We start from the raw sequence: 21,745 nt of genomic DNA, 5'->3' as shown, positions 1-21,745 counted from the left end.
AACATTACTGTGAATTCGTTTTAGGTGGGGCGCTACGTTTACGCTGAAACTGATCAACTGCGTTTTCATGCTCTTTTAAGGTTTTAGAAAAATGACTACTTCCATCGCCACGTGCCACGAAATAAACAGCATCACTTTTTGCTGGACGAACCACCGCCAAGAGTGACTCTCTACTGGGCATTGCTATCGGAGTTGGTGGCAAACCTTTGTGCATATAAGTATTGTAGGGACTGTCTTTGCGAAGGTCTGTTTTTCGGAGATTTCCATCAAATCTGGGGCCAATGCCATAAATCACCGTTGGATCTGTCTGCAAGGGCATATTAATATTGAGGCGATTAACAAATACCGCCGCAACCAAAGATCGGTCACTATTGCGCCCCGTCTCCTTCTCGACTATTGAGGCCAAAATGAGGAGCTCATAGGGGGTTTTCAAGGGTGCAGCTACCTCCTTTTGCGCCCAAGCTGAACTCAGTTGCTTTTGCATCGCTTGAGAAGCACGTCTAAATATAGAAAGATCAGAGTCGTCGGGGTCAAAAATATAAGTATCTGGATAAAAAAGACCTTCATCACTGGGGTATGAAAGACTCAAAGCTTGCAATAGCTCTTTGGAGCTCATTCCTTTGGTTTGATGTATCAATGCTGGGTGAGAATCAATTAAAGCCCTCATCTGCCAGATAGTCATACCCGGGATGATGGCAATACTTTCCCTGACCCGATCGCCACGGGCAATTTGTAGCAAGATATTGCCTAAACTGGCTCGGGGGGCAAGTAAATAGGTCCCTGGCTTGAGTTTTGCGCCAACAAAAAGCGCTCTTGCGGCAAGCTGAAAGGTCAAAGTATTTGAAGTAATACCTTGGTCTGATAATTGTTGCGAAATCGCAGTAAGGCCGGATTGAGGCGCTATTTTTACTTTATAGACGTTAGCCTCTACAGTGTTGGATGTCCCTGGCACTACGGGCAATAAAAAGATTGCGCCATATAAAAAGACGAAGAAAGCCAGTAAATAGATGGCGTAGGTTCTCCAAGACCGACCGTTCGATTGCTTTACAAAGAGAGTTCTCTTCTGAAATTTTCTGCTCATGGGGCTATGATAAAAGCTCATGACGCTCAGCCCAAAAAACTCCACTATGCCCAATACCCATCAGAAAGATGGATTTACCCTGCTTTCTCACTGGGGATTAATCTTGGTAGAAGGCCCAGACGCTGCCACCCTCCTCCAAAATCAACTAAGTAATTCTGTTTTGAGTATGAAGCGCACTGGTTTAGGTCAGATCGCGCATGGATCAGATGCAGTTCGCCTGGCTGGCTATTGCAGCCCTAAAGGCCGTCTTTTGGCAAGCGCTTGGCTAGGCCTGTTTCCAGAATCGACTGATGCAGAGGACCGCTTTGCGCTCTTTATTTCAAAAGATATTGCTGCCAGCATAGCGAAACGATTATCGATGTATGTATTGCGCTCCAAAGTAAAAGTGGTCGACGTCTCCAATGATTGGGATGTTTTTGGGGTATACGAGGCCGATCAAGAGCAAGACACATTGAACGCGCCTAATGATTCACTCGCATTACGTATGCCGGATGTCTTGATTGGCGATACATCATTTCAGCGCATGCTGATTGCTCAAAAGAAATCTGAATCCATTGAATCAATAGCGGGTCAGGCTGAGCTAGCCCGGTGGAATTCTTTAGAAGTGTTAAGTGCAATTCCTCGCATTGTTTTGGCTACGCAAGAACAATTTGTTCCTCAGATGATTAACTTTGAATCGGTTTTAGGGGTAGATTTTAAAAAAGGTTGTTACCCAGGGCAAGAAATTGTTGCTCGCAGTCAATATCGTGGAGTAGTCAAGCGCAGACTTCAGCTTGCCCACACCGCATCGAGCATCTTAGCCTTAGATCTAGCCAAACCTGGTGTGGAATTGTTTCATGAGGGTGATGCAACCCAGCCCTGCGGCATGGTTGTGCTTTCTGCACCCAATCCAAGCAATTTAGATCACATCGACTTTCAAGTAGAGTGCAAACTTGATGCCCTAGAGGCGGGAGAAATTCATTTGGGTAAGAGTGATGGCCCTGTGTTAAAAATAGACTCACTACCCTACCCTTTGTTAGAAATTTAATCACACCACTTCGAAATTCATTTTCCTATGTGCCTCATTCTCTTTGCCTGGAAATCACACCCAGACTACCCTTTAGTAGTTGCTGCGAATCGAGATGAATTTTATGAACGTGATACCGAGCCTATGGGGTGGTGGTCAGAGCACCCCCATGTATTAGCAGGAAAAGATCGAGCAGATGTTTTAGGCAGTCCGGGTACTTGGCTTGGCTTTACTAAAACGGGGCGCTTTGCTGCGCTAACCAACGTCAGATCACCGAGCGAAAAGAATCCAGATGCGAGAACCCGTGGGGAGCTTAGCTTGCGTTACCTCACTGGCCAACATAAACCACATGCTTATATTCAAGAAAATGCCAAACAGTTTGGGCAATACAACGGATTTAACCTCTTAATGGCAGATCTGAGTGATCCAGAAAATGCGCAAATGCATTGGGTCAGCAATCGCCTCATGATGGGGCAAACCATTCGTCCAAGAAAAGTTTTTCCAGAGCAAGCATTAGCGCCTGGTGTTTACGGTTTATCGAATGCAATGCTTGATACTCCATGGCCTAAAGTCAACCATCGTGTTGCGGCATTTGCTCAGACCTTAGCAATGGATAGCGGCCAACTTAAAAACTCGGATCACTATTTACGTGTTTTGGCAGATACCCATGAGGCTAGCCCGCAAGAGCTGCCTAATACAGGAGTGAACAAGGATTGGGAAAAGGCATTGTCGGCGGCATTTATTAAAACTCCTGCGTATGGAACGCGCTCCAGTACGATTTTGCGTGTGCGCAAGGATGGCCAGTTTGAGATGGTGGAAAGACGGTTTGATGCCAATGGCACGGTGGGTCATGACGTCATCACCGGTGCGCTGACTACTGCACCAGGATCCAACTTATCCGTCTAAGCTTTTATAACTGACGCCGGTCTTCGTTTACAACACGTTCGCCATCGGCGTTTTTGGTTGCTAAGCGCTTCAAAAATTGAAATGTACCTGTTGCCATGCAGCAGACTTCACCTTGATCGTTGTAAAGCTTGGCTTCACAAAAGGCCATGGTGGCAGTGCGACGAACGGTATCGGCTTTAACGCGCAAGATACCATTGGCCGCTTGCATAAAGTTATTCTTCATCTCAATGGTGACAACACTACGATCGCCAGGATCCCCAGACCGCGCAGCAACTGCCATCGCTACATCCATCAGCGTTAATAAGACTCCACCATGAGCTACATCCCAGGTATTGGTATGTTCTGGTTTTAAGGCCAAAAGGATTTCGCCCTTGCCCATTTCAGCACTGATACAACGCACCCCAAGTAGCTTTAAAAAAGGAACATTGAGTTCCTCGCCTAGATTGGCAAGCTGAGTTGCCGCATTCAGTTGTACTTTATTTGTCATAGGGTCATTCTAGAGGCTTCTGCGACAGATGGGAATTACCCATAGAATACAAAATATGCCTTTCACACTCCGTGGCGATGATGCCTGCCAACCCACCACACCTACCCCGATACCCAATCCTTATTGGGTTGCATTTTCTCCTGCTGTAGCCCATCTAATCAAGATTGAAATAGGTGAAGATGGTTTGCCAAAGAACGGTGACTGGCTAGAGGTACTAGCAGGCAACCAACTAGAGGTAGGTTCAGTGGATTTTTCCACTCCTATTTCTACTGCCTATAGTGGCCACCAATTTGGTGTGTGGGCTGGCCAACTGGGTGATGGACGCGCCATCTTGCTGGGCGATATCAATGATCTAGAAATCCAATTAAAAGGTGCGGGAAAGACGCTTTACTCCAGAATGGGTGATGGCAGAGCAGTCTTGCGATCATCAATCCGTGAGTTTTTATGCAGCGAGGCAATGCATGCACTAGGCATACCCACAAGCCGCGCTCTCGCAGTTGTAGGCTCAAAGCAAGCTATTAGGCGAGAAACCCTGGAAACGGCAGCCGTCTGCTCTCGCACTGCCCCAAGCTTTATTCGTATTGGCCATTTTGAGCATTTTGCATCCACGCAAAATATTGCGCGCTTAAAGGAATTGGCTGATCTCCTGATCGCCCGCTTTTACCCAGAATGCACTATTGACCCAGATCCCTACTTAAGTTTGTTTAAAGCAATATCTGCTCGCAATGCCAAATTAGTGGCTCAATGGCAATCAGTCGGATTCTGTCACGGCGTTCTCAATAGTGACAATATTAGCGCTCTAGGCCTTACTATTGACTACGGTCCATTTGGATTTTTAGACCAGTTTGAGATTGATCATATTTGTAATCACAGTGACCAAGGTGGCCGCTATGCCTATCATCGACAGCCACAAGTGATGCACTGGAATATGGCTTGCCTTGCTAGTGCAATGCTACCCCTGCTTGAGCTAGATCACTCGAGCGAGGAATCCCAAAGCCTCTTACGTACCGCCATGGAGGATTTTCCACTGGTCTACGCTAAGGAGTGGCAGCACTTATTTAGATCTAAATTGGGGCTGCAATTAGAACGGGAAGACGATATTCAATTAATTGAGCGTCTTTTGCAGGCAATGCATGACTCAAAAATTGATTACACAAACTTCTTTCGCAGTCTTAGTAGGATTAAAAAAGATACTTTGCCATCAGACATATTGCAAAGAAATGATTTTATTGATCGACAGAATATTGACCATTGGTTTACTAATTACATTAATAGACTTCAGTCAGAGATCATCAGCGATGACTCTAGAAGAGATCTAATGAATCGCATTAATCCAAAATACATTCTTAGAAATCACTTGGCACAATCCGCAATTGAAAAGGCTCAGCAGGATGATTTTTCCGAGGTAACGACCTTATTCAAGATATTGAGCAATCCTTTCGATGAGCAAGAAGGATTTGAAGCCTATTCACATCCACCACCACTGATGATGCAAAAAATTGCTGTTAGCTGTTCCTCTTAAATTCATTCACGACTATGACAAAAAAAACTGATCAAGAATATAAAGACGCATTAAGCGACATTCAATATCGAGTAACTCGAGAAGCCGCGACTGAAAGACCATTTTCCGGTGAATATTGGGATCACTGGGGGGATGGTCGTTATAGCTGCGTTTGTTGTGGTACCCCGCTATTTCAATCCAGTACCAAGTTTGATGCTGGATGCGGCTGGCCAAGCTATAACAGTCCAAATGATGATCAGGTGATTACTGAAATCCGGGATGCCACACATGGAATGGTTCGCACTGAAGTCCGCTGCACTAAATGCGACGCCCATTTAGGCCACGTCTTTGATGATGGGCCACAGCCCACTGGTCTGCGCTACTGCATTAACTCTGCATCCCTCAATTTCGAACCTTCTGAGAACGCCTCATCCACTAAAGTAAAGTAATTTAGAAATAGCTGGATAATCACCCCATGAAATTCTTATTCGACCTATTCCCCATCATTCTATTTTTTATCGCCTTTAAATTTGGTGATATCTACACCGCAACCATCGTAGCCATGGTTGCCACTATTGGACAAATTCTCTGGGTGTATTACCGTCATCGCAAGATCGATGCCATGCAATGGGTAAGTCTGGTCATGATCCTCGTATTTGGTAGTCTGACAATTTTTCTACATGACAAAACATTTATTCAGCTAAAGCCGACAGCCCTCTATTGGTTATTTTCAGGCGCCCTATTTGTCAGCGCTCAATTTTTTAAGAAAAACTGGATCCAGGTTCTGATGGGGAAACAGATCACGCTTAAGGAGCACAGCGCTAAATCCGTTTGGCATCAAGTTAATATGGCTTGGGCGACCTTCTTCTTTTTTATGGGGGTGCTAAATCTCTATATTGCCTTTGAATACTCGGAAGAGATTTGGGTGAACTTCAAGTTATTTGGCAGTACCGGCTTATTGGTGATTTTCGTGATTCTGCAGGGCGTTTGGTTAACTCGCCATATGGAGCATCCAGCAGAATGAGCATTAATCAAGAACGCATTGCACTTTTTGATGCTGATTTAAGGTCGGCATTCAGGGTAAAACATTTGATTATTGAAGATGAAAGCCATCTTCATGCAGGGCACGCTGGCGCCGCTAGTGGCGGCGGGCACTTTAAGCTCACGATCATTGCCCCAGAATTTGAGGGATTGAGCAAGGTAGCCCGTCATAGAGCTATCTATGCAGCCCTAAATAAGCACTTTCCCACTGAAATCCACGCCCTCACCATTCTGGCATTCACACCTAGTGAAAGCACCAATCTAGCCTAGCTTGCTTTAACATTCACTCTTAATCCACTTTCTTGTTTCGTATCCTATGTTGACCACACGCCAAATTTTGACTATCAGCGCTTTAAGCGCCTTATTCCTCTCATCAGCAGTTTGCGCACAAAATGCCGCCATTGTGAATGGCAAGGCAATACCTAAAGCACAGCTGGATAAATTGGTTCAAAAATCCAACCAACCAGATAATCCTCAGGTAAGAGAGCAAGCTAGAGAAATGCTGGTGACTCGTGAACTGATCTTGCAAGAAGCCAATAACCGCGGCGTAACTCAGAAAGAGTCTGTACGCGAGCAACTAGAGCAATCCAAAATGGGTATCTTGATTGCCGCTGTATTTGAAGACTACGTAGAAAAAGAAGGTGTTGCTGAAGCTGAGTTGAAGGTTGCCTACGAGCAAGTAAAGAGTCAATACACTGGCAAGGAATATCACGTTGAGCACATCCTAGTAGAAAAAGAAGCGGATGCCAAAGCGATTACTGCGCAAATTAAAGCCGGCGGCAACTTTGAGCAAATTGCCAAAGAAAAATCCAAGGACCCTGGTTCTGCCCCAAACGGTGGCGATCTTGGCTGGGTTAGCGATAAAGCACTAGTTCCAGAGTTTTCAAAAGCCATGGTTCAATTAAAAAAAGGTCAGATCACTGATAAACCAGTAAAGACACAATATGGCTGGCACGTTATCAAACTAGATGACGTTCGTGATGTGAAGGCACCGAGCATGGAAGAAATCAAAGATCAACTTAAGCAGATGATCACTGCCGATCAAAATTGGCAGAAAGCAAAGTTCTCTGAACTCATGCAAAAGTTGCGTGCTAAGGCTAAGATCCAATAAGCCCGACTACACCCCTCCTTAAACCCAGGCTAACCACCTGGGTTTTTTCTTGTCCAACAAGAATCTAAAATTAGCTTTATATTCAAACGCATGATGATCCTTCACACTATGCTCCGAGTCGGCAATATGACTCGCTCCGTTGATTTTTATACCAAAGTTCTTGGAATGAACTTGCTTCGCACTACCGAGCGCCCTGAACAGAAATATTCCCTTGCCTTTGTAGGTTTCGGTCGCGGGAATCTAGACGGTCAATCCGAAATTGAACTGACATACAACCATGGCGTTGAGAGCTATCAAATGGGCGATGCCTATGGTCATATCGCGATTAGCGTTTCAGATGCTTATGCCACTTGTGAAAAAATTACAGCCGCAGGCGGAAATGTCACTCGTGAAGCCGGACCAGTAATGGGCGGAGATACTGTCATTGCATTTGTCACAGATCCTGATGGCTACAAAATTGAATTAATTCAAGATTGATGTATTTAACACCCCTTTGAATCAAGACGCTTACCAACTGAGAGTTATCCAAAGCATTTCAGAGATTGATGAAAGAAGCTGGGAAGATCTCTTAACCCCAGATGCAGGTCCTTTTCTAAAATATGCGTTTCTCAATACACTAGAGAAAACTGGCTGCGTTGGTGGAAATACAGGCTGGCAAGTTGCGCACCTGCTGGTTGAGAATATCCAGTCAGAACTCATTGGAGCTATGCCCCTCTACCTCAAGCAACATTCTTATGGGGAGTTTGTCTTTGATTGGGCATGGGCGCAGGCATACGAACAAAACAATCTAGCGTATTACCCAAAGGCACTCTCTGCCATCCCTTTTACCCCAGTGCGCGGCCCTAGGTTACTGGTATCTAGCAAGGCCGATAAAGCAGTGGCGCAGGAAATCTTGGTAGCTGGTTTGAAAACGCTCGTGACTCAAAACAATCTTTCATCAGCGCACGTCCTATTTCCAGAGAACGGGGAATTAACGGAGCTCAAAAAGCAAGGTTTCATGCTGCGCGACTCTGTACAGTTCCATTGGCAAAATCAGGGGTATCAAGATTTTGAGCACTTTCTTACTGCCTTAACCATGAAGCGTCGAAAGAATATTCGACGAGAACGCGCTGAAGTGGCAAGCAATCAACTGAGTTATCGCCATATTGCTGGTGCTGATGCAACATCAGAGGATTGGTCATTCTTTTACCGCTGCTATGAAAACACCTACATCGAGCATCATTCAAGTCCCTACTTAACGGAAGAATGCATTCAATTATTAGGGCAATCAATGCCAGAAAATTTTCATCTGATAATTGCGTGCAGTGATAAGAGGCCGATTGCCTCATCGCTACTAGTCATTGATCGATTCACATCAAAGGCATATGGACGCTATTGGGGTGCCATTGAATATCTCCCTTGCTTGCATTTTGAATTGGCTTATTACCAGGCTATTGAATACTGTATTAAAGAAGGCATCCAGACATTTGAGGGTGGCGCACAAGGCGAGCATAAGATGGCTCGAGGATTCTTACCCACGACTATCCAGTCAGCTCACTGGATTGCTGACCCTGGATTTTCTAATGCGGTTAAGCGCTTTTTAGAGCGTGAACACGAGGGCATGGCAGCTTATGTTGATGAGCTTGAGCAACACATTCCGCTGAAATCGACTAAAGTACGGTCATGACTTATTCAGGCAATAAACCCCTAAATCAAGATGGAGCTAATTCTTTAGCGGTTGGCGATGACGCCTCGGATTCCCCATGTATTGGCGTATGCACCACCCTTTATGATGAAATCTGTCAGGGCTGTGGCCGCACCTTAAATGAGGTCAGTAACTGGGTATTTTTCAGTCAAGAAGAAAAAGATTCAGTCTGGAAACGCATTCGAGCAGATGGCACTGCAATGCGCTTCCAGCGTCAAGCCAAAGAAAGCAATTAACCAGCTAAAGCTTGGCTACGTAAATACTCTTCGTAAGTACCAGAGTAATCAGCAATCGTTCCATCCATCTTCACTTCTAGGATGCGATTCGCCAAAGCAGAAACAAACTCACGATCGTGAGAAACAAAAATTAAAGTACCTTCGTATTTCTCAAGAGCGATTTGCAAACTCTCAATCGATTCCATGTCCATGTGATTGGTTGGCTCATCCATGGCAAGAACGTTGTACTTCTGGAGCATCAACTTACCCCAGATCATGCGACCCTTCTCGCCACCGGAAAGCACTTTAACTGATTTTCCGATGTCATCACCAGAGAACAATAAGCGCCCTAAAGTACCGCGAATCACTTGATCGTCATCACCGGTATTGCGCCAGTCATTCATCCAATCCATCAGGGTTTCATCTTTGGCGAACAGTTCGGTGTTGTCCTGTGGCATAACACCAACGTTAGCGTTCTCAGCCCACTTCACATCACCACTATCAGCGGCAATACCGTCGAAGCGTTTGCTTAGAATGGTCTTTAGCAATGTCGTTTTACCAGCGCCGTTTTGCCCAATGATGGCGACTTTCTCGCCCGCACGAATACTGATCTTGAAGTTCTTAAAGATGGTGCGGTCATAGGATTTAGTAAGCGCGTTGCACTCTACTGCCATGTTGTGCAACTTCTTCTCTGAATCAAAACGAATAAATGGATTTTGACGTGAGGAAGGCTTAATCTCGGTGATCTCAATCTTCTCCAACTGCTTTTGACGTGATGTTGCTTGGCGCGCCTTAGAAGCGTTGGCAGAAAAGCGACTAACGAAGGCTTGTAATTCAGCAATCTTTTCCTTGGCCTTATCGTTCGAGCTTAACTGTTGAGCGCGAGCCTGCACGGAAGCGAGCATGTAGGAGTCATAGTTACCTGGATACACTTTAAGTGTGCCAAAGTCCATATCGGCCATATGTGTACACACTTCATTTAAGAAGTGGCGATCATGGGAAATGATCACGATCGTACTTTTGATTTCATTCAGAATATCTTCAAGCCAATGAATCGAATGAATATCTAAGTTATTGGTTGGCTCATCTAAGAGTAGGACATCGGGATCGGAGAACAAGGCCTGCGCTAAGAGCACACGCAATTTCCAACCAGGAGCAACATTACTCATTGGGCCATCGTGTTGCTCAATTGGAATACCAATTCCCAATAACAACTCCCCTGCTTTAGCTTCTGCTGTGTAGCCACCGTACTCGGCATAACTGCCCTCGAGCTCAGCAGCGCGCATATAGTCTTCATCGTTAGCATCTGGATTAGCGTAGATAGCATCGCGCTCTGCAGCTGCCTTCCACATTTCTTCATGACCCATCATCACAACATCGAGTACACGCTGATCTTCGTAAGCAAATTGGTCTTGGCGTAATTTACCCAAACGAATACCAGGGTCTAGGCTGACGTTACCGCTGGTGGGCTCTAACTCGCCACCCAAAATCTTCATGAAAGTCGACTTGCCGCAACCATTGGCGCCAATCAAGCCGTAGCGATTACCGCCGCCAAATTTAACGGAAATATTTTCAAATAGGGGTTTTGCCCCAAACTGCATAGTGATATTGGATGCTGACAACACGGATGGGTTCTTACTTTCTGATATTCAAATTCTTGGGTGCTGATGCAGGTTTTGCATCAAAGAACAATATTTTAACGGTTCGCAGCCGAAAAAGCCCTTGGAACTAGACTTTTAGCTTAAATGGACTGAAATTAGTGTGAATATCATAGTGATCTTGGTTTTCCTTCCGCTTTAGGAAACCAACTACCCAGTAGGTTAAAGGGGTTGCTAGAACCTCCCAGGCCGTTTTCAGCAAATACTGAGAGGCAGCCACGGCAAGAACCTCATTCAATGGCCAAAGGCCGTAAAAAGCCAGCATATAGAACAATGAGGAGTCGATTAACTCTCCGGTAGCGGTAGATCCGATAGTTCTCATCCAAAGAAATCGGCCACGGGTCAAAATCTTCATTTTGGCAAGCGTATAACTATTTACAAAACTACCGCTCCAAAAGGCAATCATCGAGGCCAGCGCGATGCGCCAAGAGTTCCCAAATACAGTCTCTATCCCCTGCTGATAATTGGCCATATAAGATCCAGGGGCAACCGGCAATGCAATCACGATTTGAGCCATGATGGCAGCAAAGGCAAGCGCTGCAAAACCCGCCCAAACAGCCCTTCGGTCATAGGCGTAGCCATAGACCTCAGTCAGAATGTCGCCAAAAAAGTATGAAATAGGGAAAAATAGGATCCCAGCCCCAAAAATTACTTTCCCAAAAACCGGAAGTTCAAGCTCAGCAGCCTTACCAGCCCCAATAAAGTTAGAGCACAACAAGACTACGACAAAGGCAGCCAATATCAAGTCGTAATAACGGTGGTGTCTTCTTGATGAGTCCATGGATCTTGTAAAAAATGGATAATAGAAACAAGAATATCTACATTTCTGGAAATTCACAGAGTGCAAATGAACAACCTAGACAGGATTACCAAAAGCAATGAGTAAAGCTAGTTTTAATTGGGCAGACCCCCTACTCTTGGACAAGCAATTGACCGAAGAAGAACGCATGATTCGCGATGCGGCCGCTGAATACGCTCAAGGGCGACTGATGCCGCGCATTCATGATGCATTTCGAAATGAAACTACAGATCCAGCTATCTTCCGCGAAATGGGTGAATTAGGTTTATTGGGCATTACCATTCCAGAGCAATATGGCGGCGCAAATCTCAATTACGTTTCCTACGGATTAATCGCGCGCGAGATTGAGCGCGTTGACTCTGGCTACCGGTCGATGATGAGTGTTCAATCCTCTTTAGTGATGGTTCCCATCAATGAATTTGGTAGCGAAGCTCAAAAACAAAAATACCTTCCTAAGTTAGCTACCGGGGAATGGATTGGCTGCTTTGGATTAACTGAACCTAACTACGGCTCAGATGCTGGCGGCATGATTACTAGAGCCAAAAAAGTTCCAGGTGGCTTTTCTTTGTCTGGTTCGAAGATGTGGATTTCGAACTCCCCGATTGCGGATGTATTTGTCGTATGGGCTAAAAATGACGAAGGCCTGATTAGAGGCTTCATCCTTGAAAAAGGCATGAAGGGCTTATCTGCCCCCAAGATCAGCGGCAAGATGGGTTTAAGAGCCTCTATTACCGGCGAAATCGTAATGGATGAAGTCTTTGTACCCGCTGAAAATGAATTCCCAGAAATCACCGGTCTTAAAGGCCCATTTACTTGCTTGAACTCGGCACGATATGGCATTGCTTGGGGAACTCTCGGCGCCGCTGAATGGTGTTGGCATGCCGCCCGTCAATACACCATGGATCGCAAGCAATTTGACCGACCACTGGCAGCAAATCAACTTATTCAGAAAAAATTGGCTGATATGCAAACCGAGATCACGATGGCATTGCAGGGTTGCTTGCGTTTGGGTCGCATGAAAGATGAAGGCATTGCTGCTCCTGAAATTACCTCCATGATGAAGCGTAATTCTTGCGGTAAGTCTTTAGATGTAGCTCGCTTAGCGAGAGATATGCATGGTGGCAATGGTATTTCAGATGAGTATGGCGTTATACGTCACATGCTCAATCTCGAAGTCGTTAACACCTATGAAGGTACGCATGATATTCATGCCCTCATTTTAGGTCGTGCACAAACTGGTATTCAAGCGTTTAGTTAAATCTTGGATTTGCTGATGAGGTCCTTTGCTGCTAACGCAAAGGCTTCATCACCATCATCTTGAAGCTCGACATAATGATCCTCGCGATAGCTTGGGAAATTACGAACAATTGAGGATTGGTAAGAAGGGTCGTAATGCAGTACCAGCAACTCCTCTACCAGAGCTCCAAAGTCTCCCTGATCAATGGATTCGTGCCATTTTTCAATTTGAACTTTGCCATAGCGTGATGTCAGCAAGCTAAGCTTTTCTTTAAAACTTTCGGGATTCGACAAGAAGTGTTGATACTCACGCAGTAGCCAGGACACTCGAGTCTTGGTGCTAGAGCGCAACTCGATACATTGACCATTGCGAATGCGCTCCATCAAAGCGTCGGGGATATGTAATCCTCCCACCTTTTTACTTTCAGATTCGACAAAGACAATCTTGGTGGAATCCAGCGAGTTAAAGGCATTCCATAAATTCGTTTCAAAGCCTTTTTGCGAAGGCTGCTCAATATTGGGCTCATTGCCCAACACCGAGCCACGATGAATCGCTAAACCCTCAAGATCCAGGATCTGCTCACCAAGCACACCAATCTCTTGCAGAATACGAGTCTTACCGCTACCAGTCATCCCAGCAATGACCTGAAAAGAAAATTCTTTAGCAGCTTGCTCGAGGCCATCGATCACAATGCGCCTAAATCCTTGATAACCATTTTCTAATTGCATCGCTTTCCAGCCAATGCGATTGAGGATATGTGTAAAGGCTCCGCTACGCTCTCCACCACGCCAACAGTAAATTAGCGGGCGCCACTCCCTTGGAAAATCGATGAGAGAATTTTCTAAATGATAGGCAATATTTCTGGAAACATAAGCGGCGCCTAATTTCTTGGCAGCAAATGGGGAAACTTGCTTATAAAGCGTGCCAATCTCAATACGCTCTTCATTGTTTAAAACAGGAAGATTGATAGCGCCAGGGATATGGTCTAAGGCGAACTCCGCAGGAGAACGAACGTCAATAATTGCATCAAATTCATGAAGAGTTGAAGACAGCTTCTCGATACTGAGAATATGAGGATTAATAGTTTGCAAGCAAAATCCTAGCGCAACTTACTAAGTATATGATCTGGCCAGGGAGTGGATTTACCAGACTTTAAGTCAACCCAAACCATCGTGGCACCACCAACAGCGGCCATGACCTCTGGATCATCTGTCAGTGCCATGGTTGTATAGACATCAATACTGGAACGACCAATAGTTCCAATATAGGTTTTTAAAATCAGCTCACCTGGGTAAGCAAGTTGTTGATGAAAATTACAAAACCCATTAATCATGAGCATGGACTCGGCACCAGGTGTAACGCTATATCCGAGCGAAGTAATCCACTCTACCCTGGCCTGCTCCATATAACGAAAGTACACCGTGTTGTTGACATGGCCATAAGCATCCATGTCGCCCCAACGAATCGGCATGTTCATTTCATGAACAAACTTTTTCTCAATTGGTATTTCAATACGCATCAAAACATTCTTGAGAGATCAACGAACTTGCAAAGCCATTTGATAGAGATTGGTAGATCGTGCACCTGAGCGACAAAATGCCAAGATGGGACCTGGCAAAGTTTTCAGTAAACGAGCCATCTCCACAACTTGATCTTGAGTAAATGCACCAGGGATAACCGGTAAATAGGCATAGCTCAATCCAAGCGCTTCTGCTTGTGCCTGAATCTCAGCATTACTTGGTTGATTGGGGCCACCCTCAAAGTCAGGGCGATTATTGATCACACTCTTGTAACCTTGTTTTGCAATTTCAGCTAAATGGCTAGGGTCAATCTGACCTAGCGTGCCAAATTGATTGGTATGGCAAGAAATAGGAAGACTCATCTAAACCTCAAAAAAATTGAATAATTATTTAATAGTTAACAACTTGGATTCTAAATCAGACTTACTGCTTATGACCCCTAACGAACCGATTGCATAGGGCCATACCGACAAGCATTGCCAGAACAAAGACTAGCGCTTTCATGTGACCTGCACCAAGGGCAACGATGGCTGGCCCTGGACAGAGCCCAGCAATACCCCAACCAGCTCCAAAGATGAGGCTACCTATCACCAGTGGCTGGGAAATATCCCTTCTACTTGGTATGTGAAGCGCACCACCAAAAAAAGCTTCGGTACGTTTTGAGGCTAAGTAGAAACCAGCCAAGCCGACAACTACTGCACCGCCCATCACAAACATTAAGGAGGGATCCCAATTGCCTGTGATATCGAGGAAATTAAGAATTTTTTGAGGATTACTCATGCCAGAAATAATCAGGCCAAAACCAAAAAGCACGCCAATAAAATACTGGCTGTATAAATTGAAATGTCTTCTCATAATTTATAGACCCAATACATGGCGTATGACAAACACCATTAAGAAGCCAGCACCCATAAATGTTAAGGTGGCGACTAAAGATCTAGGCGAGAGGCGGGATAGACCGCAAATACCATGACCACTAGTACAGCCTGATCCATAGTTCGCCCCGAATCCCACTAGTAGACCGGCAATAATGATGGCAAACCAATCAGCATCAATTACTACCGCTGTGTGAATACCAAATAACAATGAAGCCCAGAATGGAGCGCTCAAAATCCCCAGCACCAGAATTAAACGCCAATTGGTATCGCCGGCTATGGGAGAAATTAAGCCAGAAACAATCCCACTGATACCAAGAATGCGCCCATGCAAGAGAACGTATAAGGCAGCGGCTATGCCCAAGATCATCCCGCCTAGCAAGGCTGGACCGGGGGTAAATGCCAACCAATCAATCTGCATATTGTCCAATTACTTTCTTAATTAACTGCAAGGATTTGGGGCAAGACGCATTTGCAGATAGCACAACGCTAAATAGGCGCCAAATATGAAGCCAGGCAAGGCAAGTAGAGATCCAATCGCCAAAGTAGAGATCCCACTAAGGCCCTGACCAACAGTACAGCCAAGTGCAGTTACGCCACCAAATCCCATGAGAGTCGCTCCAATAAGATGGTTAGCAGTGTCTTCTGTATTGCGAAAGCTTTCCCAGCGGAAGGACTTAGTGATCAAGGCAATGCAGGCAGAACCGGCAATCATTCCAAGCACAGCGACAATTCCCACGGTAAGCACTTTGGAGGTATCGCTGTACATCATCAACCAATCTAGTAAGTAGGCATAAGGAGCTACAAATGAAAGGCTTTCCATCCGCCCTGAATTGGTTACTAGAAAGACTTCTTCCAATGTATTCGGATCTTCGGCCACATAACCCAGAGCGCCCGAGACCCACCAAATCGCACAAATAGCGAGGCCAACAAAAATACCAGCGAACAAGTTTTCTGCGGTCCAAAATGCTTTAGTAGCGAGTGCATATGCAATAAAGGCAAAACCTACCAGCAAACCCAGTGCAAGATGCAGGTAGTCTCGGGCAATGCCGGTAATTGGACTCAGAATGCTGGGTAAATCTTGCGGAGTATTTAGGGCAATGAATACAGAATCTAGTGTGTTGATGCGAATGACCCCAAGGAAGCCTTTGATCGTCATATAGGCAGAAAGGCCTAGGACCATAAACACAATGACAGACTTAAGATTGCCGCCGCCAATCCGAACAAGCGTCTTGCTTCCGCAACCCGATGCCAGCACCATGCCAAAACCAAAGAGCGTGCTTCCCACTAGGGAGGAAAGCCATAAGAATTTACTACTGGTATAGATACTCTTGAGTGGATCAATCAACCCCAAATAGGACATCAAGGCAAATCCAATGATGGCGACACCAATTGCAAGAAACCACTGTTTCAATCGATCCCAGCTGGACATAATAAAAATATCTGAAACAGCACCCACACTGCAAAAACCCGTCTTTTGCATTACAGCACCCAGCAAAAATGTAATCGCAAATGTCGCTAGTAAAACAGTCTTGCTAAGGGAGGAAATATCTACCGCATCCATATTTGAAAATCTCTAAGGAATATTTATTTAAATTTGTAAAACTGCTTGTTGAGGAAGGCTGCTACGTCTGCCTCATCCTCTGGAAATAGATCAAGGCGCAACTCTGTATTACACATTGCCACCATGGACTTTAAATTCTGAAGATTTTTTACCTTGCTATCGCTACGGGTGTAAATCATATCCCCGTTACCAAAGCCGGATTTCTTGGCATGGCAGGCATAGCATTTTTGCTGATCAATTTTTTTTCCATTCGCCAGATCGGGCGTGGCGTACGCAGACGCATGAAAGCCCAAGAATGCTAACAAAATCAGAAAAAGCTTTAACAGTGGTAATTTCATTTGAAATCAGTCATTTAGCCAAGTAAATGTCTATTTTAAAGCCCAGATGATAAATCCGCCCTATTCTGACTGAATTGAGAGGTAGACGTTGTAGGCATTCATCCGATTGGCAGCCTTAAATAGGGGCATTCCGTCATATTCTGACCAGTCAGCATGCTGATAGGCTTCATCAAAGGGATCTAGATTGATGGCTGCCTCAGACATTGAAACCCTTAAATACTTTAAATAGTCTCGAGTAAAGTTGATATCTTCCGCAGGATGGGTGGAATAATTTCCATGGCCCGGGATGACAATTTGAGGATTGATGCGCTCAATCTGATCCAGGGCAGATAGCCAACCTTTGCTATCTGCATTTCCAACAAAGGGGATGCGACCTCGAAATACCAAATCCCCAGCAAACAGCACCCCTTCTGAAGGCACATAAATCATTAAATCCTCAGGGGCGTGAGCAGGTCCGACCCTACTGATTTTGAAATCCACTCCACCTATATTTAATGCATAGCTTTGATCTATCCAAATATCAGCCGCAATCAACTTAGTACTGGAATTTACCCAGGGGGCAAAGTCAACACGCGAGGCTATTAATCTTTGTTTGGCAGTTTCAGACGAAAGGTAGCTTTGCCCCTGATTCTGGGCATAAATCTTCGCGCCGATTTTTTTAAACTCTTGCAGACCATAAATGTGGTCAGCATGGTAATGCGTCACGATGACGGCCACCACCTTTTGGTCAGTAATCTTCTTGATCTGGGCTATTAGTTTCTTAGCAAGTACCGGGGAGCCCAAAGCATCAACAACCACAACACCTTTAGGCGTGATAACAAAACCAGCATTTGAAATGAAGTTTTGATTTTGACTGTTGCCCATCTCAGGAAGGCCCCGAACAAAATACGTGTGAGGCGCTACTTGAATAGCCTTTAGAAGCGGATCATCTGCCGCATTCACTGTAGCTATAGACGTAATGCAAAGGAGGCATAAACAAAGAATGCGTAGAGTGGTAGCGCGCATTCCAATCCATCTCTGAGCCATTATTTACGGCTTGATATAAGCAAAGTGATTTTGATACTGGAGATCAGCGACCCTCACAACTCCAGATGGCGTGAAATCAGAATCAAGAATAAATTGATCTTTCTTGAGGTTACGATTTTTTAAGGTAATTTCACAAACCTCAAAGCGTACGCCTCGCGACTTTAATGCACCAACTAGTGGTGCATATTCAATCCCATTCTTTTTATCTTTTGCACCTTCCATCATGATGTCTACGCCGTTAGCATGCGTAACAACAATAATCTTGGTTTGAGGTGCAACATCCAAATGGTTGCGAATATTGCGTAAACCTTTAATTCCCCGGAATTCAGCATCATCGATGTGATAGACCACCTCTGTAGACTCTGCAGCAATAGCTGGAGATACCAAGATGGATAAGGAAAGTAATGCGGTAGAGGCAATATAGAGGGCTATCTTTTTCATAATGAAACCATTCCAGGATTATTTTTCACACCCTTAATCATTGGTTCATTGAGCTTAACTGCTTTAACCACCTTCACATCGCGCAGATGTCGTTCAATCACATCCCAGATTGGTTCGCCACCAGCATTCTTAGCCTCTTCGCTTACAGGAGCCCAACCTGCTACTTTATATGTCTTACTTGGGTCTATGTCTTTACCATTTAAGCGCATATCGCTAATGCGCTTACCAGCAGATGCTACAGGATCGATCGTATATTGCATGCCGCCTACTCGAACCATATCACCACCCTGCTGGTAGTACGGATCAGGATTAAATAAGTTGTCAGCAACATCCTCAAGAATTGTTTTGATTGTTTCACCAGTCATATTGGTGACCGTTGTATAGGGATAGGTAATGGCAGTCTGATCTAGCAAGTTTTCACGGGTGATGGCTTGCCCTGGTAGAAGGCTAGTTCCCCAGCGGAAACCAGGTGAGAATGCGATTTCTGCATTCTTCTGCGCCATCAGGCCATCCAATATAAGCTGGTCGAAGCTTCCATTGAAATTACCACGGCGATATAGCAGCCCCTCAGTAGTGGCCAATTTTTCATTCAGCTTGGTTTCGTAAGGGGCCCGTACTTTGGCAATCAACTTATTCATCGCGGGATCAGCTGGAATCATGTTGGAGAAGATTGGGAAAAGCTTGTATCGGAAATCAACCGGCTTACCGCCCTTCACATCAAAGTCGAGCACACCCAAGAACTTACTATTTGAGCCAGCATTGGTAACCAGCGTGACGCCGCCAGAATTTTTAACCTTTACTGGAATTGGTACCCCATCATGCGTATGACCGCCCATGATTGCATCAAGTCCAGTTACACGTGAGGCCATCTTTAAATCGACATCCATACCGTTGTGTGAGAGCAGGACAACCACTTTAGCTCCCTTTGACTTCACTTCATTAATAGTCTTTTGTAAATTCTCTTCTTGAATTCCAAAAGTCCAGTCAGGCGTGAAGTAACGCGGATTTGCGATTGGCGTATACGGGAAGGCCTGACCAATAATGGCAACCTGAATCCCGTTTTGCACTTTCATAACATAAGGATTAAATACGGAGTCACCGAAGTCGGCCGTCTTAATATTTTGGGCAATAAAAGAAACCTTGCCCTTGAAATCGCCATTGACGATCTCCATGACACGCTTTTCTCCTAAAGTCATTTCCCAATGCGGCGTCATAACATCAACACCCAATAACAAGGCAGCATCAACCATATCCTGACCATTGGTCCAGAGTGCCGTACCAGAGCCCTGCCAAGTATCGCCACCATCCAATAGCAAGGCGCCTGGACGACTTGCCTTCATCTGTTTGATCAAGGTAGCCATGTGCGCAAAGCCGCCCATCTTGCCGTAGTTTTGTGCGGCCGCCACGTAATCCAAATAGGTAAATGCATGGGCATTACGTGTACCTGCAGCAACACCATTTGCCTTGAGGAAGTATTCACCCACTAAGTGGGGGGTTTTGCCTTCCTGCGCGCCGATACCTAAATTCACATTCGGTTCACGGAAATAGATTGGCAATAGCTGAGCATGGCAATCAGTAAAGTGCAAGAAGTGCACATTACCAAACTTGGGTAAATCGTAGAATTTTTGCGCAGTGCTTTGCGCACCAGCAAAATTGGATTGCAAACTCATGCCACCAGCCGAGGCGATAGCTAAAGCCTGCAAAAACTCACGGCGATTTAAAGACATATGTTCTCCTTAAGAAAACAGGCCTTTCGGCCCGTTTTAATGTGTTATTTATTCACAGGTGATTCAGGGTCTAGCAATAAAGCCATGACATCCTGTATTTGTTGCTCATTTAAGAGCTTGAAATGGGCAATACGCGGCATATTACTGCAGGCGTTATAAGCCTTTGCATTATTAATCCTGTTCCACGTATAGGTCACTACCTCATTCGAATAGCCACGCAATTTAGCGTAGCCAGTCAATGATGGGCCAATCGTCCCATATGAAATTTCTTTAGGGTCAATTTGATGACAGTTATAGCAACCTCCGCCAATAACAGTATCTGCCTTGTCAGTCCAAGTGGCACCACGACCGCTTTGAGCAATTTTTTCACCATTCTTCCAATCACCGATATATTTGCCATCAGACGGTTGTTGAATAGAGTCCATATTGATTTTTTGAATCTTCCCACGCATTGCTTCCGCTTGCTTGCTATTAGCAAACTTTGGGTCAGAACAGAATTTTTGCGTCTCATCCTGGTCAATACGATTCAATCCAGCAATGCCCTCAGCTCTGAAGCTGTCTTGCATCATCTTATTAAATCGTGGATCGTTCTTTTGTTGAGCAATCGCATTTGTATTAAATGTGCCTGCAAACAAAATGAACCCAGTGATAGTTAAGAGCTTTTTGATATTGGTTTTTTTCATGATCATGGTCTCTTATCTAATTAGCGCTTTAAGCCAGGGGTTTCAACTGTGCCGCCATTAGCAGTCTTGGCCATATACATTGATAAGGCAATCGTCGCGTCTGAGCCATAAATCGGGAATGGAAAGCGTTGTTGGCGGTAGCAATCATTCAAGCGTTGCTGCATCGTCCAAAATTGACCACTTGATACACGGTAGGCTGGCCAATAACCCCAACCCAATGCGGCACCCTTTTGCTCAGTGATGTTTGGCAAGTCCTGAAGGCGAATCCGCTTACCATTTTCAGCATGACAAGAGGCGCACGAGAAGTCCATTGGACCACCTTGAAAGAAAAAGGCACGCTTACCCAAGTCATACATCTCTTTTTCTTTTGGATGTGCTGTGCTTACTTTAATTTTGTCGCCCTTAGACAAGGTAACAACGTAAGCTACGATCGCCTCCATGTCCTTCTTAGGGCCCTTTTGAAATGGCGCGTCAATCATCTCTTGTGGATCACGGCCTTGAAGCACTTGCATACAAGTCATTAAACGAGATTCGAGATCCTGCACTTTATTGGTATCTTTAAAGTAGCGCGGCAACTGTGCCGCAGCTCCTTTAACAACACCAGCACCAAGACCTAAGTCGCACTTTTCAAGCGTGGCGTTTTTTGGTCCAGTTGGCTTTTTCCATAAATCTTCACCGGCGGCCTCATAGAGCTCTGAAGGGTTGCCATCTGCAATCATCTCTCGATATTTTGCAATATCGTCTGTTGCACTTTTTTGTGCAGACACCGAAGATGTCATTGTTAATAAAGTTGCCACTAAACCAGTAGCCAACCCTAAGGTCAATTTACGCTGCATTTCCTACCC

Annotated in this window: 27 protein-coding genes; 11 read left to right on the top strand and 16 right to left on the bottom strand. The window is 45.1% G+C overall.

Annotation, left to right across the window (positions count from 1 at the left end):
- Positions 1-4 precede the first annotated feature (4 nt).
- A complete protein-coding gene (gene mltG, locus CBI30_RS06800) occupies positions 5-1,081 on the bottom strand; it encodes an endolytic transglycosylase MltG (RefSeq protein ID WP_169711260.1) in 1,077 nt (358 codons plus the stop codon).
- A 19-nt stretch (positions 1,082-1,100) separates the two neighbouring features.
- Between mltG and ygfZ the strand changes: the two genes are divergently transcribed.
- Together ygfZ and CBI30_RS06790 are read left to right on the top strand one after the other, a co-directional pair.
- Positions 1,101-2,108 carry a CAF17-like 4Fe-4S cluster assembly/insertion protein YgfZ gene (gene ygfZ, locus CBI30_RS06795; RefSeq protein WP_088527561.1) on the top strand — a complete coding sequence of 336 codons (1,008 nt, stop codon included), beginning with the start codon at positions 1,101-1,103 and terminating at the stop codon, positions 2,106-2,108.
- Between the two features lie 27 nt (positions 2,109-2,135).
- A complete protein-coding gene (locus CBI30_RS06790) occupies positions 2,136-2,993 on the top strand; it encodes an NRDE family protein (RefSeq protein WP_088527560.1) in 858 nt (285 codons plus the stop codon).
- Positions 2,994-2,997: 4 nt separating this feature from the next.
- Here CBI30_RS06790 and CBI30_RS06785 read toward each other — a convergent pair whose 3' ends face one another.
- Positions 2,998-3,480 carry a PaaI family thioesterase gene (locus CBI30_RS06785; RefSeq protein WP_088527559.1) on the bottom strand — a complete coding sequence of 161 codons (483 nt, stop codon included), beginning with the start codon at positions 3,478-3,480 and terminating at the stop codon, positions 2,998-3,000.
- A 55-nt stretch (positions 3,481-3,535) separates the two neighbouring features.
- Between CBI30_RS06785 and CBI30_RS06780 the strand changes: the two genes are divergently transcribed.
- The 8 genes from CBI30_RS06780 to CBI30_RS06745 all read left to right on the top strand — a co-directional run bounded on the left by CBI30_RS06780 (position 3,536) and on the right by CBI30_RS06745 (position 9,053).
- A complete protein-coding gene (locus tag CBI30_RS06780) occupies positions 3,536-5,002 on the top strand; it encodes a protein adenylyltransferase SelO (protein WP_088527558.1) in 1,467 nt (488 codons plus the stop codon).
- Positions 5,003-5,016: 14 nt separating this feature from the next.
- The gene (gene msrB, locus CBI30_RS06775; RefSeq protein ID WP_088527557.1) at positions 5,017-5,430 is read left to right on the top strand and encodes a peptide-methionine (R)-S-oxide reductase MsrB; all 414 of its coding nucleotides are present in this window, start codon (positions 5,017-5,019) and stop codon (positions 5,428-5,430) included.
- Between the two features lie 26 nt (positions 5,431-5,456).
- A complete protein-coding gene (locus CBI30_RS06770; protein WP_088527556.1) occupies positions 5,457-6,005 on the top strand; it encodes a septation protein A in 549 nt (182 codons plus the stop codon).
- Positions 6,002-6,292: a BolA family protein gene (locus tag CBI30_RS06765; RefSeq protein WP_088527555.1), complete on the top strand. Its 291-nt coding sequence runs from the start codon at positions 6,002-6,004 to the stop codon at positions 6,290-6,292. The genes CBI30_RS06770 and CBI30_RS06765 overlap by 4 nt, the downstream gene beginning before the upstream one ends.
- Before the next feature lie 46 nt (positions 6,293-6,338).
- A complete protein-coding gene (locus CBI30_RS06760; RefSeq protein WP_088527554.1) occupies positions 6,339-7,133 on the top strand; it encodes a peptidylprolyl isomerase in 795 nt (264 codons plus the stop codon).
- A 90-nt stretch (positions 7,134-7,223) separates the two neighbouring features.
- On the top strand, positions 7,224-7,610 hold the full coding sequence (gene gloA / locus CBI30_RS06755) for a lactoylglutathione lyase (RefSeq protein ID WP_088527553.1): 387 nt from the start codon (positions 7,224-7,226) through the stop codon (positions 7,608-7,610).
- A 16-nt stretch (positions 7,611-7,626) separates the two neighbouring features.
- Positions 7,627-8,799 (top strand): GNAT family N-acetyltransferase, encoded by a 1,173-nt coding sequence (locus tag CBI30_RS06750; protein ID WP_088527552.1) that lies wholly within the window; start codon positions 7,627-7,629, stop codon positions 8,797-8,799.
- Positions 8,796-9,053 (top strand): DUF1289 domain-containing protein, encoded by a 258-nt coding sequence (locus CBI30_RS06745; RefSeq protein ID WP_206075595.1) that lies wholly within the window; start codon positions 8,796-8,798, stop codon positions 9,051-9,053. The genes CBI30_RS06750 and CBI30_RS06745 overlap by 4 nt, the downstream gene beginning before the upstream one ends.
- Here CBI30_RS06745 and CBI30_RS06740 read toward each other — a convergent pair.
- Together CBI30_RS06740 and CBI30_RS06735 are read right to left on the bottom strand one after the other, a co-directional pair.
- Positions 9,050-10,657 carry an ABC-F family ATPase gene (locus CBI30_RS06740; RefSeq protein ID WP_088527551.1) on the bottom strand — a complete coding sequence of 536 codons (1,608 nt, stop codon included), beginning with the start codon at positions 10,655-10,657 and terminating at the stop codon, positions 9,050-9,052. The two genes, CBI30_RS06745 and CBI30_RS06740, sit on opposite strands and share 4 nt — an antisense overlap.
- A gap of 103 nt (positions 10,658-10,760) precedes the next feature.
- Complete coding sequence (locus CBI30_RS06735; protein WP_088527550.1) at positions 10,761-11,471, bottom strand: queuosine precursor transporter; 711 nt, start codon at positions 11,469-11,471, stop codon at positions 10,761-10,763.
- A 97-nt stretch (positions 11,472-11,568) separates the two neighbouring features.
- On the opposite strand from CBI30_RS06735, the gene CBI30_RS06730 reads away from it, so the two are divergent.
- Positions 11,569-12,747, top strand: coding sequence for an acyl-CoA dehydrogenase (locus CBI30_RS06730; protein WP_088527549.1), 1,179 nt, complete (start codon positions 11,569-11,571; stop codon positions 12,745-12,747).
- Here CBI30_RS06730 and mnmH read toward each other — a convergent pair.
- The 12 genes from mnmH to soxA all read right to left on the bottom strand — a co-directional run bounded on the left by mnmH (position 12,744) and on the right by soxA (position 21,736).
- Positions 12,744-13,817, bottom strand: coding sequence for a tRNA 2-selenouridine(34) synthase MnmH (mnmH, locus tag CBI30_RS06725; RefSeq protein WP_088527548.1), 1,074 nt, complete (start codon positions 13,815-13,817; stop codon positions 12,744-12,746). The genes CBI30_RS06730 and mnmH overlap by 4 nt on opposite strands.
- Before the next feature lie 8 nt (positions 13,818-13,825).
- Positions 13,826-14,245: an acyl-CoA thioesterase gene (locus CBI30_RS06720; RefSeq protein ID WP_088527547.1), complete on the bottom strand. Its 420-nt coding sequence runs from the start codon at positions 14,243-14,245 to the stop codon at positions 13,826-13,828.
- A gap of 18 nt (positions 14,246-14,263) precedes the next feature.
- Positions 14,264-14,608 carry a protein tyrosine phosphatase family protein gene (locus CBI30_RS06715; RefSeq protein WP_088527546.1) on the bottom strand — a complete coding sequence of 115 codons (345 nt, stop codon included), beginning with the start codon at positions 14,606-14,608 and terminating at the stop codon, positions 14,264-14,266.
- Between the two features lie 61 nt (positions 14,609-14,669).
- Positions 14,670-15,101, bottom strand: a complete 432-nt coding sequence (locus tag CBI30_RS06710; RefSeq protein WP_169711259.1) for a DUF6691 family protein — start codon at positions 15,099-15,101, stop codon at positions 14,670-14,672.
- Positions 15,102-15,104: 3 nt separating this feature from the next.
- On the bottom strand, positions 15,105-15,542 hold the full coding sequence (locus tag CBI30_RS06705) for a YeeE/YedE family protein (RefSeq protein ID WP_088527545.1): 438 nt from the start codon (positions 15,540-15,542) through the stop codon (positions 15,105-15,107).
- A gap of 21 nt (positions 15,543-15,563) precedes the next feature.
- On the bottom strand, positions 15,564-16,685 hold the full coding sequence (locus tag CBI30_RS06700; protein ID WP_088527544.1) for a YeeE/YedE family protein: 1,122 nt from the start codon (positions 16,683-16,685) through the stop codon (positions 15,564-15,566).
- Between the two features lie 23 nt (positions 16,686-16,708).
- On the bottom strand, positions 16,709-17,023 hold the full coding sequence (locus CBI30_RS06695) for a hypothetical protein (RefSeq protein WP_088527543.1): 315 nt from the start codon (positions 17,021-17,023) through the stop codon (positions 16,709-16,711).
- Positions 17,024-17,083: 60 nt separating this feature from the next.
- Entirely contained in the window at positions 17,084-18,028 is a 945-nt protein-coding gene (locus CBI30_RS06690; RefSeq protein ID WP_088527650.1) for an MBL fold metallo-hydrolase, read from the bottom strand.
- A gap of 24 nt (positions 18,029-18,052) precedes the next feature.
- Positions 18,053-18,490, bottom strand: a complete 438-nt coding sequence (locus CBI30_RS06685; protein ID WP_088527542.1) for a DsrE family protein — start codon at positions 18,488-18,490, stop codon at positions 18,053-18,055.
- Positions 18,487-20,217, bottom strand: coding sequence for a thiosulfohydrolase SoxB (gene soxB, locus CBI30_RS06680; protein ID WP_088527541.1), 1,731 nt, complete (start codon positions 20,215-20,217; stop codon positions 18,487-18,489). Before soxB ends, CBI30_RS06685 begins: the two co-directional genes overlap by 4 nt.
- Before the next feature lie 44 nt (positions 20,218-20,261).
- Positions 20,262-20,900, bottom strand: a complete 639-nt coding sequence (gene soxX, locus CBI30_RS06675; RefSeq protein WP_088527649.1) for a sulfur oxidation c-type cytochrome SoxX — start codon at positions 20,898-20,900, stop codon at positions 20,262-20,264.
- A gap of 20 nt (positions 20,901-20,920) precedes the next feature.
- Positions 20,921-21,736 carry a sulfur oxidation c-type cytochrome SoxA gene (gene soxA, locus CBI30_RS06670; protein ID WP_088527540.1) on the bottom strand — a complete coding sequence of 272 codons (816 nt, stop codon included), beginning with the start codon at positions 21,734-21,736 and terminating at the stop codon, positions 20,921-20,923.
- Positions 21,737-21,745: the final 9 nt, after the last annotated feature.

The organism is Polynucleobacter aenigmaticus (assembly GCF_002206635.1).
Classification (GTDB): Bacteria; Pseudomonadota; Gammaproteobacteria; order Burkholderiales; family Burkholderiaceae; genus Polynucleobacter; species Polynucleobacter aenigmaticus.
This window is presented reverse-complemented; position numbering and strand designations above follow the sequence as displayed.

Excerpts from the sequence above, each read along its gene's own strand:
- CBI30_RS06790 (WP_088527560.1), top strand. The coding sequence starts at position 2,136 with ATGTGCCTCATTCTCTTTGCCTGGAAATCACACCCAGACTACCCTTTA.
- soxX (WP_088527649.1), bottom strand. The coding sequence starts at position 20,900 with ATGAAAAAAACCAATATCAAAAAGCTCTTAACTATCACTGGGTTCATT.
- CBI30_RS06770 (WP_088527556.1), top strand. The coding sequence starts at position 5,457 with ATGAAATTCTTATTCGACCTATTCCCCATCATTCTATTTTTTATCGCC.
- CBI30_RS06715 (WP_088527546.1), bottom strand. The coding sequence starts at position 14,608 with ATGAGTCTTCCTATTTCTTGCCATACCAATCAATTTGGCACGCTAGGT.
- CBI30_RS06685 (WP_088527542.1), bottom strand. The coding sequence starts at position 18,490 with ATGAAAAAGATAGCCCTCTATATTGCCTCTACCGCATTACTTTCCTTA.
- soxA (WP_088527540.1), bottom strand. The coding sequence starts at position 21,736 with ATGCAGCGTAAATTGACCTTAGGGTTGGCTACTGGTTTAGTGGCAACT.
- CBI30_RS06745 (WP_206075595.1), top strand. The coding sequence starts at position 8,796 with ATGACTTATTCAGGCAATAAACCCCTAAATCAAGATGGAGCTAATTCT.
- CBI30_RS06690 (WP_088527650.1), bottom strand. The coding sequence starts at position 18,028 with ATGCGCGCTACCACTCTACGCATTCTTTGTTTATGCCTCCTTTGCATT.
- CBI30_RS06760 (WP_088527554.1), top strand. The coding sequence starts at position 6,339 with ATGTTGACCACACGCCAAATTTTGACTATCAGCGCTTTAAGCGCCTTA.
- CBI30_RS06720 (WP_088527547.1), bottom strand. The coding sequence starts at position 14,245 with ATGCGTATTGAAATACCAATTGAGAAAAAGTTTGTTCATGAAATGAAC.
- CBI30_RS06695 (WP_088527543.1), bottom strand. The coding sequence starts at position 17,023 with ATGAAATTACCACTGTTAAAGCTTTTTCTGATTTTGTTAGCATTCTTG.
- CBI30_RS06700 (WP_088527544.1), bottom strand. The coding sequence starts at position 16,685 with ATGGATGCGGTAGATATTTCCTCCCTTAGCAAGACTGTTTTACTAGCG.
- CBI30_RS06705 (WP_088527545.1), bottom strand. The coding sequence starts at position 15,542 with ATGCAGATTGATTGGTTGGCATTTACCCCCGGTCCAGCCTTGCTAGGC.
- CBI30_RS06730 (WP_088527549.1), top strand. The coding sequence starts at position 11,569 with ATGAGTAAAGCTAGTTTTAATTGGGCAGACCCCCTACTCTTGGACAAG.
- CBI30_RS06735 (WP_088527550.1), bottom strand. The coding sequence starts at position 11,471 with ATGGACTCATCAAGAAGACACCACCGTTATTACGACTTGATATTGGCT.
- CBI30_RS06785 (WP_088527559.1), bottom strand. The coding sequence starts at position 3,480 with ATGACAAATAAAGTACAACTGAATGCGGCAACTCAGCTTGCCAATCTA.
- soxB (WP_088527541.1), bottom strand. The coding sequence starts at position 20,217 with ATGTCTTTAAATCGCCGTGAGTTTTTGCAGGCTTTAGCTATCGCCTCG.
- gloA (WP_088527553.1), top strand. The coding sequence starts at position 7,224 with ATGATGATCCTTCACACTATGCTCCGAGTCGGCAATATGACTCGCTCC.
- CBI30_RS06780 (WP_088527558.1), top strand. The coding sequence starts at position 3,536 with ATGCCTTTCACACTCCGTGGCGATGATGCCTGCCAACCCACCACACCT.
- ygfZ (WP_088527561.1), top strand. The coding sequence starts at position 1,101 with ATGACGCTCAGCCCAAAAAACTCCACTATGCCCAATACCCATCAGAAA.
- CBI30_RS06710 (WP_169711259.1), bottom strand. The coding sequence starts at position 15,101 with ATGAGAAGACATTTCAATTTATACAGCCAGTATTTTATTGGCGTGCTT.
- mltG (WP_169711260.1), bottom strand. The coding sequence starts at position 1,081 with ATGAGCAGAAAATTTCAGAAGAGAACTCTCTTTGTAAAGCAATCGAAC.
- CBI30_RS06765 (WP_088527555.1), top strand. The coding sequence starts at position 6,002 with ATGAGCATTAATCAAGAACGCATTGCACTTTTTGATGCTGATTTAAGG.
- msrB (WP_088527557.1), top strand. The coding sequence starts at position 5,017 with ATGACAAAAAAAACTGATCAAGAATATAAAGACGCATTAAGCGACATT.